Origin of the sequence: Pseudomonas sp. 1D4, from assembly GCF_001728925.1 — a bacterium.
GTDB classification, from domain to species: Bacteria; Pseudomonadota; Gammaproteobacteria; order Pseudomonadales; family Pseudomonadaceae; genus Metapseudomonas; species Metapseudomonas otitidis.
Genome location: NZ_LXJQ01000013.1, coordinates 41443 through 56360 on the forward strand (window position 1 = coordinate 41443; position 14918 = coordinate 56360).

General features: G+C 67.0%; 12 protein-coding genes and 3 pseudogenes. 9 read left to right on the top strand and 6 right to left on the bottom strand.

The window, feature by feature from the left end; genetic code table 11:
- Positions 1–10: 10 nt before the first annotated feature.
- The 3 genes from nuoM (at position 11) to A7D27_RS09240 (ending at position 3760) form a co-directional block, all read left to right on the top strand.
- Complete coding sequence (gene nuoM / locus A7D27_RS09230; RefSeq protein ID WP_069564692.1) at positions 11–1540, top strand: NADH-quinone oxidoreductase subunit M; 1530 nt, start codon at positions 11–13, stop codon at positions 1538–1540.
- Positions 1541–1560: 20 nt separating this feature from the next.
- Positions 1561–3036 carry an NADH-quinone oxidoreductase subunit NuoN gene (gene nuoN, locus A7D27_RS09235; protein ID WP_069564693.1) on the top strand — a complete coding sequence of 492 codons (1476 nt, stop codon included), beginning with the start codon at positions 1561–1563 and terminating at the stop codon, positions 3034–3036.
- A 193-nt stretch (positions 3037–3229) separates the two neighbouring features.
- Positions 3230–3760, top strand: a complete 531-nt coding sequence (locus A7D27_RS09240) for an alpha-ketoglutarate-dependent dioxygenase AlkB (protein ID WP_069564694.1) — start codon at positions 3230–3232, stop codon at positions 3758–3760.
- Here the strand turns inward: A7D27_RS09240 and A7D27_RS09245 are convergent.
- From A7D27_RS09245 to A7D27_RS09255, 4 genes and pseudogenes are all read right to left on the bottom strand, one after another.
- Positions 3757–4824, bottom strand: coding sequence for an AI-2E family transporter (locus A7D27_RS09245; RefSeq protein ID WP_069564695.1), 1068 nt, complete (start codon positions 4822–4824; stop codon positions 3757–3759). The two genes, A7D27_RS09240 and A7D27_RS09245, sit on opposite strands and share 4 nt — an antisense overlap.
- A 172-nt stretch (positions 4825–4996) precedes the next feature.
- Positions 4997–5818 carry a methyl-accepting chemotaxis protein gene (locus tag A7D27_RS29055; protein ID WP_371320897.1) on the bottom strand — a complete coding sequence of 274 codons (822 nt, stop codon included), beginning with the start codon at positions 5816–5818 and terminating at the stop codon, positions 4997–4999.
- Positions 5819–5854: 36 nt separating this feature from the next.
- Positions 5855–6679 (bottom strand): annotated as a pseudogene (locus A7D27_RS29060) (cache domain-containing protein); the annotation flags it as partial.
- A gap of 117 nt (positions 6680–6796) precedes the next feature.
- Positions 6797–8116 (bottom strand): Na+/H+ antiporter family protein, encoded by a 1320-nt coding sequence (locus A7D27_RS09255; RefSeq protein WP_069564696.1) that lies wholly within the window; start codon positions 8114–8116, stop codon positions 6797–6799.
- Between the two features lie 472 nt (positions 8117–8588).
- Between A7D27_RS09255 and A7D27_RS29065 the strand changes: the two are divergent.
- From A7D27_RS29065 to A7D27_RS09265, 3 genes and pseudogenes are all read left to right on the top strand, one after another.
- Positions 8589–9656 (top strand): annotated as a pseudogene (locus A7D27_RS29065) (HAMP domain-containing protein); the annotation flags it as partial.
- Between the two features lie 330 nt (positions 9657–9986).
- Positions 9987–10514 (top strand): annotated as a pseudogene (locus A7D27_RS29070) (methyl-accepting chemotaxis protein); the annotation flags it as partial.
- Between the two features lie 258 nt (positions 10515–10772).
- Complete coding sequence (locus A7D27_RS09265; RefSeq protein WP_069561462.1) at positions 10773–11369, top strand: NADPH-dependent FMN reductase; 597 nt, start codon at positions 10773–10775, stop codon at positions 11367–11369.
- Between the two features lie 48 nt (positions 11370–11417).
- On the opposite strand, the gene A7D27_RS09270 is transcribed toward A7D27_RS09265, so the two are convergent.
- Positions 11418–12164 (bottom strand): anti-sigma factor, encoded by a 747-nt coding sequence (locus tag A7D27_RS09270; protein ID WP_069561463.1) that lies wholly within the window; start codon positions 12162–12164, stop codon positions 11418–11420.
- Positions 12161–12673, bottom strand: a complete 513-nt coding sequence (locus A7D27_RS09275; RefSeq protein ID WP_069561464.1) for a sigma-70 family RNA polymerase sigma factor — start codon at positions 12671–12673, stop codon at positions 12161–12163. Before A7D27_RS09275 ends, A7D27_RS09270 begins: the two co-directional genes overlap by 4 nt.
- 130 nt (positions 12674–12803) lie before the next feature.
- Here A7D27_RS09275 and A7D27_RS09280 point away from each other — a divergent pair, with 130 nt between their 5' ends.
- From A7D27_RS09280 to A7D27_RS09290, 3 genes are all read left to right on the top strand, one after another.
- Positions 12804–13862, top strand: a complete 1059-nt coding sequence (locus A7D27_RS09280; RefSeq protein ID WP_069564698.1) for a catalase family peroxidase — start codon at positions 12804–12806, stop codon at positions 13860–13862.
- Entirely contained in the window at positions 13859–14395 is a 537-nt protein-coding gene (locus A7D27_RS09285) for a cytochrome b (RefSeq protein ID WP_069561466.1), read from the top strand. The genes A7D27_RS09280 and A7D27_RS09285 overlap by 4 nt, the downstream gene beginning before the upstream one ends.
- A 137-nt stretch (positions 14396–14532) precedes the next feature.
- Complete coding sequence (locus tag A7D27_RS09290) at positions 14533–14856, top strand: hypothetical protein (protein ID WP_338135392.1); 324 nt, start codon at positions 14533–14535, stop codon at positions 14854–14856.
- Positions 14857–14918 lie beyond the last annotated feature (62 nt).

Here is a 14918-nt window from a genome sequence, read left to right on the forward strand (position 1 = left end):
TGAGCCCGTCATGATTCTGCCCTGGCTAATCCTGATTCCCTTCATCGGCGGCCTGCTGTGCTGGCAAGGTGAGCGCTTCGGCACCACCCTGCCGCGCTGGATTGCGCTGCTGACCATGTCCCTGCTGTTCGGCCTCGGCCTCTGGCTGTGGGCCACCGGCAACTTCAACCTGGCCCCCGCCCCGGGTGCCGATCCGGTCTGGGCGCACGAGTTCAAGGTCAACTGGATCGAGCGCTTCGGCATCACCATCCACCTTGCGATGGATGGCCTGTCGGTGCTGATGGTGACCCTCACCGGCCTGCTCGGCGTGCTGTCCGTGCTGTGCTCCTGGAACGAAATCCAGAACCGCGTCGGCTTCTTCCACCTCAACCTGATGTGGATCCTCGGCGGCGTGGTCGGCGTGTTCCTGGCCGTCGATCTGTTCCTGTTCTTCTTCTTCTGGGAAATGATGCTGGTGCCGATGTACTTCCTCATCGCGCTCTGGGGTCACAGCGGCAGCAAGGGCAAGACCCGCATCTACGCCGCCACCAAGTTCTTCATCTTCACCCAGGCCAGCGGCCTGGTGATGCTGGTGGCGATCCTCGGCCTGGTGCTGGTGCACTACAACGCCACCGGCGTGCTGACCTTCAACTACGCCGACCTGCTGAAGACGCCGCTCACGCCCACCGCCGAGTACCTGCTGATGCTGGGCTTCTTCATCGCCTTCGCGGTGAAGTTCCCGGTGGTGCCGTTCCACTCCTGGCTGCCGGATGCCCACGCCCAGGCGCCCACTGCGGGCTCCGTGGACCTGGCCGGCATCCTGCTGAAGACCGCCGCCTACGGCCTGATGCGCTTCGCCCTGCCGCTGTTCCCCAACGCCTCGGCCGAGTTCGCGCCCATCGCCCACTGGCTCGGCGTGTTCGCCATCGTCTACGGCGCCCTGCTCTCCTTCGCGCAGACCGATATCAAGCGCCTGGTGGCGTTCTCCAGCGTGTCCCACATGGGCTTCGTGCTGATCGCCATCTACTCCGGCAGCCAGATCGCACTGCAGGGTGCAGTGGTGCAGATGATGGCCCACGGCCTGTCCGCCGCCGCGCTGTTCATCCTCTGTGGCCAACTGTACGAGCGCCTGCACACCCGTGACATGCGCCAGATGGGTGGCATCTGGAGCCGCATGCCCTATCTGCCGGCCATCAGCCTGTTCTTCGCTGCCGCAGCCCTCGGCCTGCCCGGCACCGGCAACTTCGTGGGCGAGTTCCTGATACTCCTGGGCTCCTTCGAGAAAGCCATGTGGGTGACCATCATCGCCGCCACCGGCCTGGTGTTCGGCTCGGTCTACTCGCTGATCATGATCCACCGCGCCCACTTCGGTGCCGCCAAGTCCGACGCCCCGTTGCAGGGCCTCAAGCCCCGCGAACTGATCATGGTGCTCGGCCTCGCCGCGCTGCTGATCCTCCTGGGCGTCTACCCGCAACCGGTGCTGGACACCTCCGCTGCCAGCATGCACGGCGTGCAGCAGTGGATGGACGCCGCCTTCACCCAACTCGCCTCGGCCCGGTAGCTGTCATGGAACATCACGCTGTGGAATTCACGACTCAACACCTGATCGCCCTGCTGCCGCTGCTGGTTGCCTGCGCCACTGTCGTCGCAGTGATGCTGGCCGTGGCCTGGAAGCGTAACCACACCCTGACCTTCGGCCTGTCGGTGGTCGGCCTCAACGCCGCCCTGCTGGCCATCATCCCGGCGTTGGGCGTCACCCCCATCGAGGTGACCCCGCTGCTGAAGGTCGACACCTTCGGCTGCTACTACATGGCGCTGGTACTGGCCTCCACCCTGGCGTGCGTCACTCTGATCCACGCCTATCTGGGCGGCAACACCGGCCAGGGCTACCCGGGCAACCGCGAGGAGATGTACCTGCTGATCCTCCTGTCCGCCTGCGGTGGCCTGGTGCTGGTCACCGCGCAGCACATGGCCGGCCTGTTCATCGGCCTGGAGCTGCTGTCGGTGCCGGTCTACGGCATGGTGGCCTACGCCTTCTTCAACAAGCGCTCGCTGGAAGCCGGCATCAAATACATGGTGCTTTCGGCCGCCGGTTCCGCCTTCCTGCTGTTCGGCATGGCCCTGCTCTACGCCGACGCCGGCACCCTGAGCTTCGCCGGCATCGGCGCCAAGTTCTCCGGCCAGGGCGTTCCCGGAGGTCTGGTGCAACTGGGCATCGGCATGATGCTGGTCGGCCTGGCGTTCAAGCTGTCCCTGGTGCCCTTCCACCTCTGGACGCCGGACGTCTACGAAGGCTCCCCGGCACCGGTGTCGGCCTTCCTGGCCACCGCCAGCAAGGTCGCCGTGTTCGCCGTGCTGGTTCGCCTTTACCAGATCTCCCCGGCCACCGCCGGTGGCTGGCTGAACGACCTGCTGGCCGCCATCGCCATCGCCTCGATCCTGTTCGGCAACCTGCTGGCCCTGTTGCAAAGCAACATCAAGCGCCTGCTGGGATACTCCTCTATCGCCCACTTCGGCTACCTGCTGATCGCCCTGATCGCCACCAAGGGCATGGCCGTGGAGGCCATCGGCGTCTACCTGGCCACCTACGTGCTCACCAGCCTGGGTGCGTTCGGTGTGGTGACGCTGATGTCCACGCCCTACAACGGCCGTGACTGTGACGCCCTGTACGAATACCGCGGCCTGTTCTGGCGCCGTCCGTACCTGACCGCCGTGCTCACCGTGATGATGCTGTCGCTCGCCGGCATTCCGCTCACCGCAGGCTTCATCGGCAAGTTCTTCGTCATCGCCGCCGGTGTCGAATCCCACCTCTGGCTACTGCTGGGCGTGATGATCCTGGGCAGCGCCATCGGCGTGTTCTATTACCTGCGGGTCATGGTCACGCTGTTCCTGGTGGAGCCGAACCTGCGTCGTCACGACGCCGACCTGCACTGGGCCCAGCGCGCCGGCGGCATCATGCTGCTGATCGTCGCCCTGCTCACCTTCGTGCTCGGCGTCTACCCGCAGCCGTTGCTGGACCTGGTCCAGCACTCCGGCCTGGTCGCACTCGGCCACTGAGTGCCCCACGGCAGTGACGAAAAAGCCCGGCGAATGCCGGGCTTTTTCATACCTGTTCACCTCGGGGTGCTCTCCCCTTCCGCCTCCAGGCAGGTGAGACCAGCAAGACCATGGCGCCAGCCGGCAAGTCCCGGCATCATCGGCAGCCTGCTCCAGCGGGCAACCCTGCAGCCGCCCCATCAAGGACGAAGCCGTGCACCCAAGACCCGACCTGCTGTTCATCCCCGATTTCCTCGACGAGCCGGACAGGCACTTGCATCAACTGCTCGAAACGGTCACCTGGGACACCCGGATGCGCGCGCGGCGCACTGCCAGCTACGGGGTCGCCTACAACTACTCGCAGATTAACTACCCCGCCACGCCACTGCCGGCCTGGGCCCAATGGCTTGGCGAGCGCCTGCAGCCGGTCATTGGCTTCTCTGCCAACAACTGCCTGCTCAACCTCTACGAGGACGGCCAGTCATCCATGGGCTTTCATTCCGATGAGTGCGAGGTGCTGGAGCCCGGCACGGGGGTGGCCATCCTCTCCCTCGGGGACTCCCGCGAGATCCGCTTCCGCAGCAAGGCCGACCGCGAGCACGAAGTGGCCTGGACGCTACCTTCCGGCTCCTTGCTCTACATGGACCAGGCCGTCCAGGCCCACTGGCTGCACGCCATCCCCCGGACCGCAGCCGTCGGCCCGCGTATCAGCCTTACCTTCCGCCGCCTGCGGGCGGCGCCTTAAGGCAGGCGGACCCGCCGACGGGTGCTGACGTACAACCCCCAACTGGCTATGAACAACGCTGCCACCAACGGCCCGATGACGAAGCCATTGAGGCCGAACAGCGAAATCCCACCCAGGGTGGAGAGCAGCACCAGGTAGTCCGGCATGCGCGTATCCTTGCCCACCAGGATCGGCCGCAGCAGGTTGTCCACCATGCCGATCACCAGCACGCCTGCGAGCACCAGCACCGCGCCCTGCCAGAGCTCGCCACTGAGCATCAGCCAGGCCGCCACCGGCGCCCAGATCAGTCCCGAGCCCACCGCCGGCAGCAGGGACAGGAAGGCCATCAGCACGCCCCAGAGCAATGCGCTGGGGATGCCCAGCAGCCAGAACACCACGCCGCCCAACCCGCCCTGGATCACCGCCACCACCACGTTGCCCTTGACCGTCGCCCGGACCACACGGGTGAACTTCAGTTGCAGGCGGCGCTTGTGGTGATCGGCCAGGGGCAGCGCCGTGCGGATGTGCCGCACGATTTCCGGGCCATCGCGGAGGAAGAAGAACAGCAGGTAGAGCATCAGGAAGAAGCTGATCACCACCTGGAAAGTGTCCTGCCCGATGGAGAACGCCTGGGTCGCGAGGAATTGGCTGCCCTGGGTAGCGGCACTCACCAGGCGGTCACGCAGGTCGTTCAGGTTGTCCAGGCCAAAGCGGCCGAGGTGCTGCTGCAACGCCTGCGGAAGCAGATCGATGAAGCGCTCCAGGTACATGCCAAGGTCCAGCTCGCCGGACTCCAGCCGGCTATACAGGTCGGCCCCCTGCTGCACCAGCAGCAGGCCGATCAGGCACACCGGGATGATCGCCACCAGCAGGCACACCCCCAGGGTCAGCAGCGCCGACAGGTTGCCTCGCCCGCCCAGGCGCAGGGCCAGGCGGCGCTGCAGCGGCGCGAACACCACTGTCAGCACCACCGCCCAGAACGCGGCGCCGTAGAACGGCAGGAGAATCCAGATGAAGGCCAGGGAGACCAGCACCAGCAGCAGGATCAGCGAGCGGAGTTCGAGGGGATAGCGGGAGGCGGACATGGGCGGGCGGTATCCAGTGGGATTACCGGTTTAGTCCGCCAGTACCGATACAAAGTGCGAAGACTTTGCAGGTGCAGCACCCAAAAGCACTGACCCGAGGTGGATTTACCTTGGCCCGGGCTTCAGCCCGGAACGCGAATGGCTTCGCGTCCCGAGCCGAACAGGTTGGCGATCAGATACGGAACTGACGCACCAGCGCGCCCAGACGGTCGCCCAGGGCAGCCAGGGAGCGGGCGGTCTCGGCACCCTGGCGGGTGTCGTCGGCGACGCTGTCCACGGCGACAGCGATCTGGTGCACGCTGCGGTTGATCTCCTCGGCCACCGCCGTCTGCTCCTCGGCAGCGCTGGCGATCTGCGCGTTCATGGCATTGATGGTGCCGATCAGCCCGGCAATGGCGTCCAGCGAGGCGCCAGCCTGGTTGGCCTGCTCACTGGTGACCTCGCCGGCATCGCTGGAGCGGCGCATGGCGGTCACCGCGTCCTGGGTGCCCTGCTGCAGGCGGTCGATCATGCCCTGGATTTCCTGGGTGCTCTGCTGGGTGCGGCTGGCCAGGGCACGCACCTCATCGGCCACCACGGCGAAGCCGCGACCGGCCTCGCCCGCACGGGCGGCTTCGATGGCGGCGTTGAGCGCCAGCAGGTTGGTCTGCTCGGCGATGGAGCGGATCACCCCGAGCACGCTGACGATGGACTGCACGTCCTGCTGCAGGCTGTCCAGGGACACGCCGCTCTCACGGATGTCGCCCACCAGCGAATGGATACGGGTGATGCTGCCGTCCACCACGCGCTTGGCGGCCTGGCCTTCCTGATCGGTTTTCTGCGCGGCTTCGGCGGCGCCCTGAGCACTCTGGGCCACCTCGTGCGCGGCAGCGCTCATCTCGTTGATGGCGGTGGCCACCTGGTCGGTCTCGTGGCGTTGGCGCTCCATGGCCTGCTCGGAGCGGTGGGCCTGGGCGGAGACCTGGTCCACCAGGCCGGTGAGCTGCACGGTCATCTCAACGATCTGGCGCACCAGACCGTGGATCTTCTCGACGAAGCGGTTGAAGGAACCGGCCAGTTCGCCCAGTTCGTCCTGGCTGTTGATCGGCAGGCGATGAGTCAGGTCGCCGTCACCGGCGGCGATGTCGTCAAGGTTGGCCTTGATCTGCTGCAACGGACGGAGGAAGGCGTTGGCCAGGGTCGTGCCGACGATGCCGAACACCACCAGCAGGATCACCGCAATCACCACGATGCTGGTGAGGATGGTGCTGATGCGCGCGTCGATCGCCTCCTGCACCTCGGCCACCTGAGCCTCGACACCGTCGAGATTCACCGCCGTGCCCAGGGCCATGTCCCACTTGGGCAGGTAATAGCTATAGGCGAGCTTGGGTACCTGCACGCTCTCGTTGCCCGGCAAGGGCGAGCTGTAGAAGACATAACGGCTGTCGTCCTTGGCGACCCGGACCAGTTCATCGTTCACGGCCACGCCGTTGACGTCCTTGCGACCGGAGAAGCTCTTGCCTACGTCCACCGGACTGTCGCCACGGAACAGGCGGATCACCTGGGAGTCGTAGGCGAAGAAGTAGCTGTCCTTGCCGTACTTGATCTTCTTCAGGATCTCGATGGCCTTCTCGCGGCTCGCCATGTCATTGGCGGCCGACGCGTCGTAGAGCATCTGCACCGAGCCCAGGGCGATCTGCATGTAATGCTGCAGCTCCCGGCGATTCTCATCGATCAGACGCTCGCGGGTTTCCTTCACCTCACCCTCGGCGAGGCTCAGCAGGACCTTGGCTGCCGCGCCGCTGAGCACGACGGCGAACAGGATGACTGGCGCGAGCGCCAGCAGCAGGACCTTGGTTTTGAGTGTCAGGCGCATGTATCCATTCCTCAGGGCGGCAGACCGGGAAAACGAAAGGGGACAGCCGACGTATCGGCTGCCCCTTCATTAGCTATAGCGAATCGTGAGAAAAAAAGCGGCGGAACGAGCGCTCCGTCACAGCACCATGGCCGCCAGCCAGCCGAAGGCCAGCAGGGGCAGGTTGTAATGCAGGAAGGTGGGTACCACGGTGTCCCAGATGTGGTGGTGCTGGCCGTCCACGTTGAGGCCGGAGGTAGGGCCCAGGGTCGAATCGGAGGCCGGCGAGCCGGCATCTCCCAAGGCACCGGCGGTGCCGACGATGGAGACGATGGCCAGCGGGCTGAAACCCAGTTGCAGGCACAGCGGCACGAAGATCGCCGCGATGATCGGCACCGTGGAGAAGGACGAGCCGATGCCCATGGTCACCAGCAGCCCCACCAGCAGCATCAGCAGCGCACCAAGCGCCTTGCTGTTGCCGATCAGCCCGGCGGAGGCCTCCACCAGGGTGTTCACCTGGCCGGTGGCACGCATCACCTCGGCGAAGCCGGCGGCGGCGATCATGATGAAGCCGATCATCGCCATCATCTTCATGCCCTCGGTGAACAGGCCGTCCACCTGGCGCCAGCGCACCACGCCACTGGCGGAGAACAGCAGGAAGCCCACCAGTGCGCCGACGATCATCGAGTCCAGCCACAGTTGCACCACGAAGGCGGCGACGATGGCGGCACCGGCGGCCAGCAGGCTGCGCCGGTCGTAGGTCACCTCCACCTGCTCGGCGGCGGTGATGCGCGCCAGGTCATAGACGCGCTTGCGCCGGTAGCTGAACAGCACCGCGATCAGCAGGCCCGCGACCATGCCCAGCGCCGGGATGGCCATCGCATGGGTCACGTTTACGCCAGTGACATCTGCCCCACTGCGGGCCACGTTGGCCAGCAGGATCTCGTTGAGGAAGATGTTGCCGAAGCCCACCGGCAGGAACATGTAAGGCGTGATCAGCCCGAAGGTGATGACGCAAGCCACCAGGCGGCGGTCGATCTGCAGGCGGGTCAGCACGTAAAGCAGCGGCGGCACCAGCAGCGGAATGAAGGCAATGTGGATCGGCAGGATGTTCTGCGAAGCGATTGCAACACCCAGCAACAGCGATACCAGGCCCCACTTCAGAGCACCGCCGCCGTTACCGTCCTGGCGCCCCACCAGCGCCAACGCTCGGTCGGCCAGAGCATGGGCAAGGCCGGAGCGGGAAATCGCCACGGCAAAGGCCCCCAGCATCGCGTAGGACAGCGCGACGGTCGCACCACCGCCCAGCCCCTTGTTGAAGGCTTCCAGCGTGCCGTCCACACCAAGCCCGCCCAGCAGGCCGCCCGCCAGCGCCCCCAGAATCAGCGCCAGCACCACGTGCACGCGCAGCAGGCTCAGCACCAGCATCACGCCGACTGCCACGATCACTGCATTCATTCCACTCTCCCGAAGGCCGCCCCCGTTCATGGAGAGCGGCGAAAAAAGCCGGGTACTCTGCCGAAACCGGACGATACTGTCAAAACGAGTGTCCGTTCAGAATGCCGAACATCGCGTGCACAATCCTTGCGTGCTGCAAAGTGCAGCCTGCGGTTTCACACTGGGAAGCCCCATCGCCAGGGCCGGCGTCATCAAGTAAGTGGCCACTCGGCCGATAGCCGCCTTGTAGTCTGACGAGAAGAAGGAAAAGACCATGCCGTTCAGTCGCCTTTCCATCCAGTGGAAGATCACCCTGCTCGCCGGCTTGTGCCTGCTGGCCATCGTGACCCTCCTGGTGGGCGCCTCCCTCTACCAATCCAAGCGCAGTGCCGAACTGGTGAAGGCCTCCAGCGCCCAGATGCTCGATCACAGCGCCCGCCAGCGACTGCAAGCCCGTGGCGAGCTGCAGGCCATCCGCATCCAGCGCTACTTCATGGACGCCTATCAATACGGCAATGGATTCTCCCGCCAGGTACTGTTCCTCAAGGAGCAGGCCGAGAAGCGCTTCCTCGATGCCTTCGACCTGCGAGAGGATCTGACCCGCCAGGTACGCACCAGCCTGGAGGCCAACCCCAGCCTGCTGGGCCTCTACTTGGTATTCGAGCCCGACGCCCTGGACGGCAAGGACGAACTGTTCCTCGAGCAGGGCGAACTGGGCAGCAACGAAAAGGGCCGCTTCGCCCTCTACTGGTCCCAGGCCACACCGGGTGAGCTGCTGTTGGAGATCATGGACGAGAAGATGCTCGAGGACAGCAGCACCGGCCCCAGCGGCTCGCCCTACAACGCCTGGTATACCTGCCCCATCCAGACCCGCGACTCCTGCGTGCTGGAGCCTTATTTCGACGACGTCGGCGACCGCAAGATCCTCATGACCAGCATCGCCTTCCCGCTGCTCCAGAACGGCAAGGTCATCGGCGTCATGGGCCTGGACATCAGCCTCGACAGCCTCCAGCAGCTCAGCCAGCAGGGCAGCCAGGAGCTGTACGACGGCAAGGCCCACATCAGCATCCTCAGCCCCGCCGGCCTGCTCGCCGGCCACAGCAAGGACGTCAGCCAGCTCAGTCAGAAGCTCGACGCTGTCTTCGGCGCCGATGCCGCCGCCCTCACCGCAGCCCTCCAGAGCGGCAAACCCAGCAACGTTGACAAGGACGGCATGCTGCGAGTGATGGAGCCCTTCAAGCCGATCCCCACTGCCTCGCCCTGGAGCGTTCTGCTCGAGGTGCCGGACAAGGTGCTGCTGGCCCCCGCCATCGAACTGCAGAAGGAACTGGATGCCCAGCGCGACGCCAGCAGCCTGGTCTCGGCCCTCATCGGTCTCGCCGCCGCCGTGATCGGCCTCGGCCTGATGTGGCTCACCGCCCTTGGCGTCACCCGGCCGATCCTCGGCGTGGCCGCCATGCTGAAGAACATCGCCAGCGGCGAAGGCGACCTCACCCGCCGCCTGGAGTACGCCCGCCAGGACGAACTGGGCGAGCTCGCCGGCTGGTTCAACCGCTTCCTCGACAAGCTGCAGCCGATCATTTCCGACGTGAAGCGCTCGGTGCAGGACGCCCGGGGCACTGCCGACCAGGCCTCCGCCATCGCCGAGCAGACCAGCGCCGGCATGCAGCAGCAGTACAAGGAAGTCGACCAGGTGGCCACCGCCTCCAACGAGATGAGCGCCACTGCCCACGACGTGGCCCATAGCGCAGCCCAGGCCGCCGAAGCCGCACGGGGCGCCGACCTGGCCACTCAGGAAGGCCTAGCGATGATCGACCGTACCACCAGCGCCATCGAGCAGTTGGCCAGCGAGATGAGCGCCGCCATGGAGGAAGTGCAGGGCCTCTCCAGCAGCAGCGAACAGATCGGCTCGGTGCTGGAAGTGATCCGCGCCATCGCCGAACAGACCAACCTGCTGGCGCTCAACGCCGCCATCGAAGCCGCCCGCGCAGGGGAAGCCGGCCGCGGCTTCGCCGTGGTCGCCGACGAGGTGCGCAACCTGGCCAAGCGCACCCAGGACTCGGTGGAAGAGATCCGCCAGGTCATCGAAGGTCTGCAGAACGGCACCCGCGAAGTGGTCGGTTCCATGCACAGCAGCCACCGCCAGGCCCAGAACAGCGTCGAGCAGGTCGGCCAGACGGTGGCCTCGCTGCGCAAGATCGGCGATGCCGTCACCGTGATCACCGACATGAACCTGCAGATCGCCAGCGCCGCCGAGGAGCAGAGCGCCGTGGCCGAGGAGATCAACCGCAACGTCGCTGCCATCCGCGATGTCACCGAATCCCTCTCGGTGCGGGCGCGGGAATCGGCCGAGGTCAGCCAGAACCTCAACCGCCTGGCCAACCACCAGCAGGGCCTGATGGACCAGTTCAAGGTCTGACGCCATCGGCTCCACGCCCTGGCACGCCGGCGCTTGTTAGCCGGCGTGCCGCTCGCTAGCCTGCCTCTCCCCTTTGGGCGCCTCCAAAAACGTAGGCGAGGCAGTCAGCGCAAGGCAAAAACAGGCTAAAAAGCGCAGTTTACGCGCGGTAAATGAGCATTTTGATCGAACTCGCGCACGAGCCTGTTTTTAGCGCAGCGATGACAACGCAGGTAGTTTTTAGAAGCGCCCTATTCCCGTTCATGCAAGGACAACACAATGCTCAACTACGCCATCGTGGCCGGTTCCAGCCGCGCCAACAGCCAGTCCGGCAAGGTCGCCCGCTTCATCCGCCAACGCCTGGTCGAGCTGAAGCTGGCCGATGAGGCCGGCACCTCGGTCATCGACCTCGGCCAGCAGCCGCTGCCACTGTGGCCCGCCGAAGACACCGGCCCCTGGGCCGGCTTCCAGCAACAACTGAAGGCCGCCGACGCGGTGGTGATCATCGCCCCCGAGTGGAACGGCATGGCCTGCCCGGCCATCAAGAACTTCTTCATCTATGCCAGCAAGGCCGAACTGGCCCACAAGCCAGGGCTGCTGGTGGGCGTCTCCTCCGGCATCGGCGGCGGCTACCCGATCAGCGAGCTGCGCGCCTCCAGCTACAAGAACTGCCGCCTCTGCTACCTGCCCGAACACCTGATCGTCCGCGGCGTGGAGAAGGTGCTCAACGGCACCGAAGTGGCCAGCGAAGACGACCAGCGCATCCGCGACCGCCTGGACTACGACCTGGACATCCTCGCCAAGTACGCCACCGCCCTGCAGCCGGTGCGCGCCAGCATCGACTTCAGCAACCCCGCCTTCACCAACGGCATGTAAGCGCGCCGGCCCTGCCAGCGCGGGGCCGTCCCTCACAGCGCCCACCCCTTACAGCGAAAGCGCCCGCTGCACCACCGCACCGCGCGGGTCACCGCTGGGGCCCACCAGCGCGTAGTTGTAGCCATTGCGCGACCAGTAGCGTGCCTCCAGGTCACCGTCCTGGCGGCTGCCACTGGGCATCTCGGCATAGAGCGCACCGGGCGAGCGCAGGTACAGGCTGACCCGCTGGCCGTTGGCGTCCTCGAACAGCAGGATCGCCGCCGCACCCTGCTCGTTGGTCAGCAGCCGCCCACCCACCGGGCGCAAGCCGTAGGGCGACAGGTCGGGAATGCGCGACGCATGGGTGAAGCGCCGGTCCAGCCAGGCCTGGAGGTTGCCAGCATCGCCCTGCACATCCACCGCGACGCTGCCCAGGGCGAACAGCCGGTGCGCCTCCAGGGCGTCCTGCATGGGCGGGATGTCCGCCAGCAGGGTCTGCTCACGGACCTGCCAGCCACCCACGCCCCCCAGTCCCAAGGCCAGCAGCAAGGCGGCTGCCGTCGCCCATTGGCGACGCTGGCGGGCCAGCCGTGCGCGGCGGATGGCGCGCGGGTCCAGCGCTGGGTTGGGCGGCAGCCCCTGCAAGTCGGCGAGGCCGGCACGCAGGTGCTGCATGTCCTGGCGCCAGCCCTCCACCTGGGCGGCTGCCTCGGGGTGGCGGGCCAGCCAGGCTTCCACCAGGCGGGCCTGTGCGGGGTCGAGCTGGCCGTCCAGGTAGGCGTGGAGATCGTGTTCGCTGGGTTCGAAGGAAGTCATTTGAGTATCCGCAACGAAGGGGATGCGATTTCGCCCTCGGCCAGCGCGCGCAGGGCCTTGCGCGCGCGGGAGAGGCGGGACATGACGGTGCCAATGGGCAGGTCCAGGGCCTCGGCGGCCTCCTTGTAGCTGAGCCCCTCCACCCCCACCAGCACCAGCAGCGCACGCTGCTCGGCCGGCAGGCGAGCGAAGGCATCGAGGGTCGAACGCGCCTCCACCTGCGCCTCCAGCGACGGGCTCTCGTCGGCACCGGCGAGGCCGAAGAAGCCCAGCACCTTGGCGTAGCGACGGGCGCGCCGCTGCCCGTCGAGGAACTTGCGGTAGAGGATGGCGAACAGCCAGGCCCGCAGGCTCTCGGCCTGGCGCGGCCCCTGGCGATCGCCCAGGGCGCGCTCCACCGTGGCCTGCACCAGGTCATCGGCACTGGCGGGCTCGCGGGTCAGCCAGAGGGCGAAACGGCGCAGGCGCTGCAGCAGTTCGCGAAGTTCGTCGTCATCGATGTCATGCATGGGGAACGGGACTCGGGGCAAGGATGCTGTGGAGGAAGACGCCCCAGCCGCAACTTTATTCCAGCCGGCGGGAATAAATCCTCCGCTCGTACGTCCTACCCGCTCAATGACCTGGCCAGAGGAGCCATCCATGACCCCTTCCCCCCTCAGCCGCGCCCAGCTCGCCGGCCGGCTCTCGCTGATCGGCCTGGCGGTCGCCGGGCTGGCCGGCGCCTTCGCCTGGACCGCCGGCTGGATCGGCCCGCAGCGCCTGACGCCGCAACGCATCATCGACACCTTCGAAGCCAATGCCGGCCACTACCCCGGCTACCGCAAGAACCACGCGAAGGGCCTGTGCATCAGCGGCCAGTTCCAGTCCAGCGGCGCGGCTGCCGGCTATTCCCGCGCCCAGGTCTTCGCCCCGGGCGACATCCCGGTCACCGGGCGCCTGTCCATCGGTGGCAGCAACCCCTTCGCTGCCGATGCCAGCGTGCCGGTGCGCAGCCTGGCCCTGCGCCTGCGCAGCGCCGACGGCCAGGAGTGGCGCACCGGCATGAACACCCCGGCGGTGCTGGCGGTGGGCACGGTGGAGGCCTTCTTCGAGCAGGTGCTCGCCTCGGCCCCCGATCCGGCCACCGGCAAGCCGAACCCGGCGAAGGTGCAGGCCTTCTTCGACGCCCACCCGGAGAGCGCGGCCTTCCGCCAGTGGGCCCAGGCCAACAAGCCGTCCAACAGCTTCGCCAACGCCCGCTACCACGGCCTCAATGCCTTCCGCCTGGTGAACGCCGAGGGCCAGGCCCGCTACGTGCGCTGGACGATGGTGCCGGAAGCGCCCTACGAACCCCTGAACACCCAGGTGGACGACCCGGACTTCCTCGCCCACGACCTCCACCGCCGCCTGGCCCAAGGCCCGCTGCGCTGGCACCTGGTGCTGACCCTGGCAGAGGACGGCGACCCGGTGGACGACCCGTCCCGCGCCTGGCCCGCCGAGCGCCAGCAGGTGGAGGCCGGCACCCTGGTGATCGACCGTGCCCAGCCCGAGGACCAAGGAGACTGCCGCGACCTCAATTTCGACCCGCTGGTGCTGCCCGACGGCATCGAGCCCTCGGCCGACCCGATCCTCGCCGCCCGCTCGGCTGCCTACGCCGTGTCCTTCAACCGCCGCACCCACGAAGGCGCCCCCGCCCCTCGCCCCGGAGCCCAGCCATGAATTCCACCCGCCCCGTCTTCACCCCACTCGCCCGCCTGCTGCACTGGCTGATGGCGGTCCTGATCCTGGCCATGCTGTTCATCGGTGCCGGCATGGTGGTGGAGCTCAGCCCCTGGCACACCACCCTGGTGGCCGTGCACAAACCGCTGGGCGTCGCCCTGCTGGTGCTCGCCGTGCTGCGGCTGGGCGTGCGCCTGCGTCGGCCGGCACCAAAGCTGCCGAGCGACATGCCGGCTTGGCAGCAGCGCCTGGCCCACGCCTCCCATGTGCTGCTCTACGGCCTGATGCTGGCCATGCCCCTGGTGGGCTGGGGCATGCTCTCCGCCGGCGGCTACCCGGTGCAGTTGGGCAACGCCCTGCAGTTGCCGGCCATCGCCCCGCACGACGCCCAGCTCTACGCGGTGCTGCGCAGCGCCCACCGCTGGCTCGCCTACCTGTTGCTGGCCTGCGTCCTGGCACACCTGGGCGCCGCGCTGTTCCACGGCCTGGTCCGTCGCGACGGCGTGCTCGGCAGCATGCTCGGGGGCCGCTGAACGGCGTGATCCGACCCAAACCAATCCAGACGGCCGTGGTCTAGGAGCTGTACGCACCCCCCATTCCCGACGCGGCAGGCCGGCAAGCGGCCTGCCGCGAAATGGGCGGTGCCTGGCCTTCACCCTGGAGAACCGCCGTGAGCCGCATCCCCTGCCTTCTGATCACCCTGCTGTGCTGCGCCGGCAACGCCCTGGCGTCCGGCGACGATGCCTGGAAACAGCACGACCGCCGCGTCCTGGCGGCCTGCACCGCCGTCAGCACCCTCAAGGATGCAAAGCCCGCAGGCCAACCCGTGGTGTTCGACGACCGCCTCGGCCTCACCGCGCTGATGATCACCGGCCGCTACCCCCAGCCGCATATGAAAGGGCGCAGCGGCAACGAGCTGTGCCTGTACGCCCGCAAGACCGGCAACGCCTACATCAGCGAAGCCGATCGCCTGGTGGGCAGCGGCACGCCCTGAGCCCAGGGTCGCCCTGGCGACGGGCGTGCTCTATCATCGCGGCCTTTTCACAGCACCCGAGC

Bases quoted from the DNA above. Each gene is read 5' to 3' on its own strand.
- nuoM (WP_069564692.1), top strand. From the start codon at position 11: ATGATTCTGCCCTGGCTAATCCTGATTCCCTTCATCGGCGGCCTGCTG.
- A7D27_RS09245 (WP_069564695.1), bottom strand. From the start codon at position 4,824: ATGTCCGCCTCCCGCTATCCCCTCGAACTCCGCTCGCTGATCCTGCTG.
- A7D27_RS29055 (WP_371320897.1), bottom strand. From the start codon at position 5,818: ATGACCGTGCAGCTCACCGGCCTGGTGGACCAGGTCTCCGCCCAGGCC.
- A7D27_RS09255 (WP_069564696.1), bottom strand. From the start codon at position 8,116: ATGAATGCAGTGATCGTGGCAGTCGGCGTGATGCTGGTGCTGAGCCTG.
- A7D27_RS09265 (WP_069561462.1), top strand. From the start codon at position 10,773: ATGCTCAACTACGCCATCGTGGCCGGTTCCAGCCGCGCCAACAGCCAG.
- A7D27_RS09270 (WP_069561463.1), bottom strand. From the start codon at position 12,164: ATGACTTCCTTCGAACCCAGCGAACACGATCTCCACGCCTACCTGGAC.
- A7D27_RS09275 (WP_069561464.1), bottom strand. From the start codon at position 12,673: ATGCATGACATCGATGACGACGAACTTCGCGAACTGCTGCAGCGCCTG.
- A7D27_RS09280 (WP_069564698.1), top strand. From the start codon at position 12,804: ATGACCCCTTCCCCCCTCAGCCGCGCCCAGCTCGCCGGCCGGCTCTCG.
- A7D27_RS09285 (WP_069561466.1), top strand. From the start codon at position 13,859: ATGAATTCCACCCGCCCCGTCTTCACCCCACTCGCCCGCCTGCTGCAC.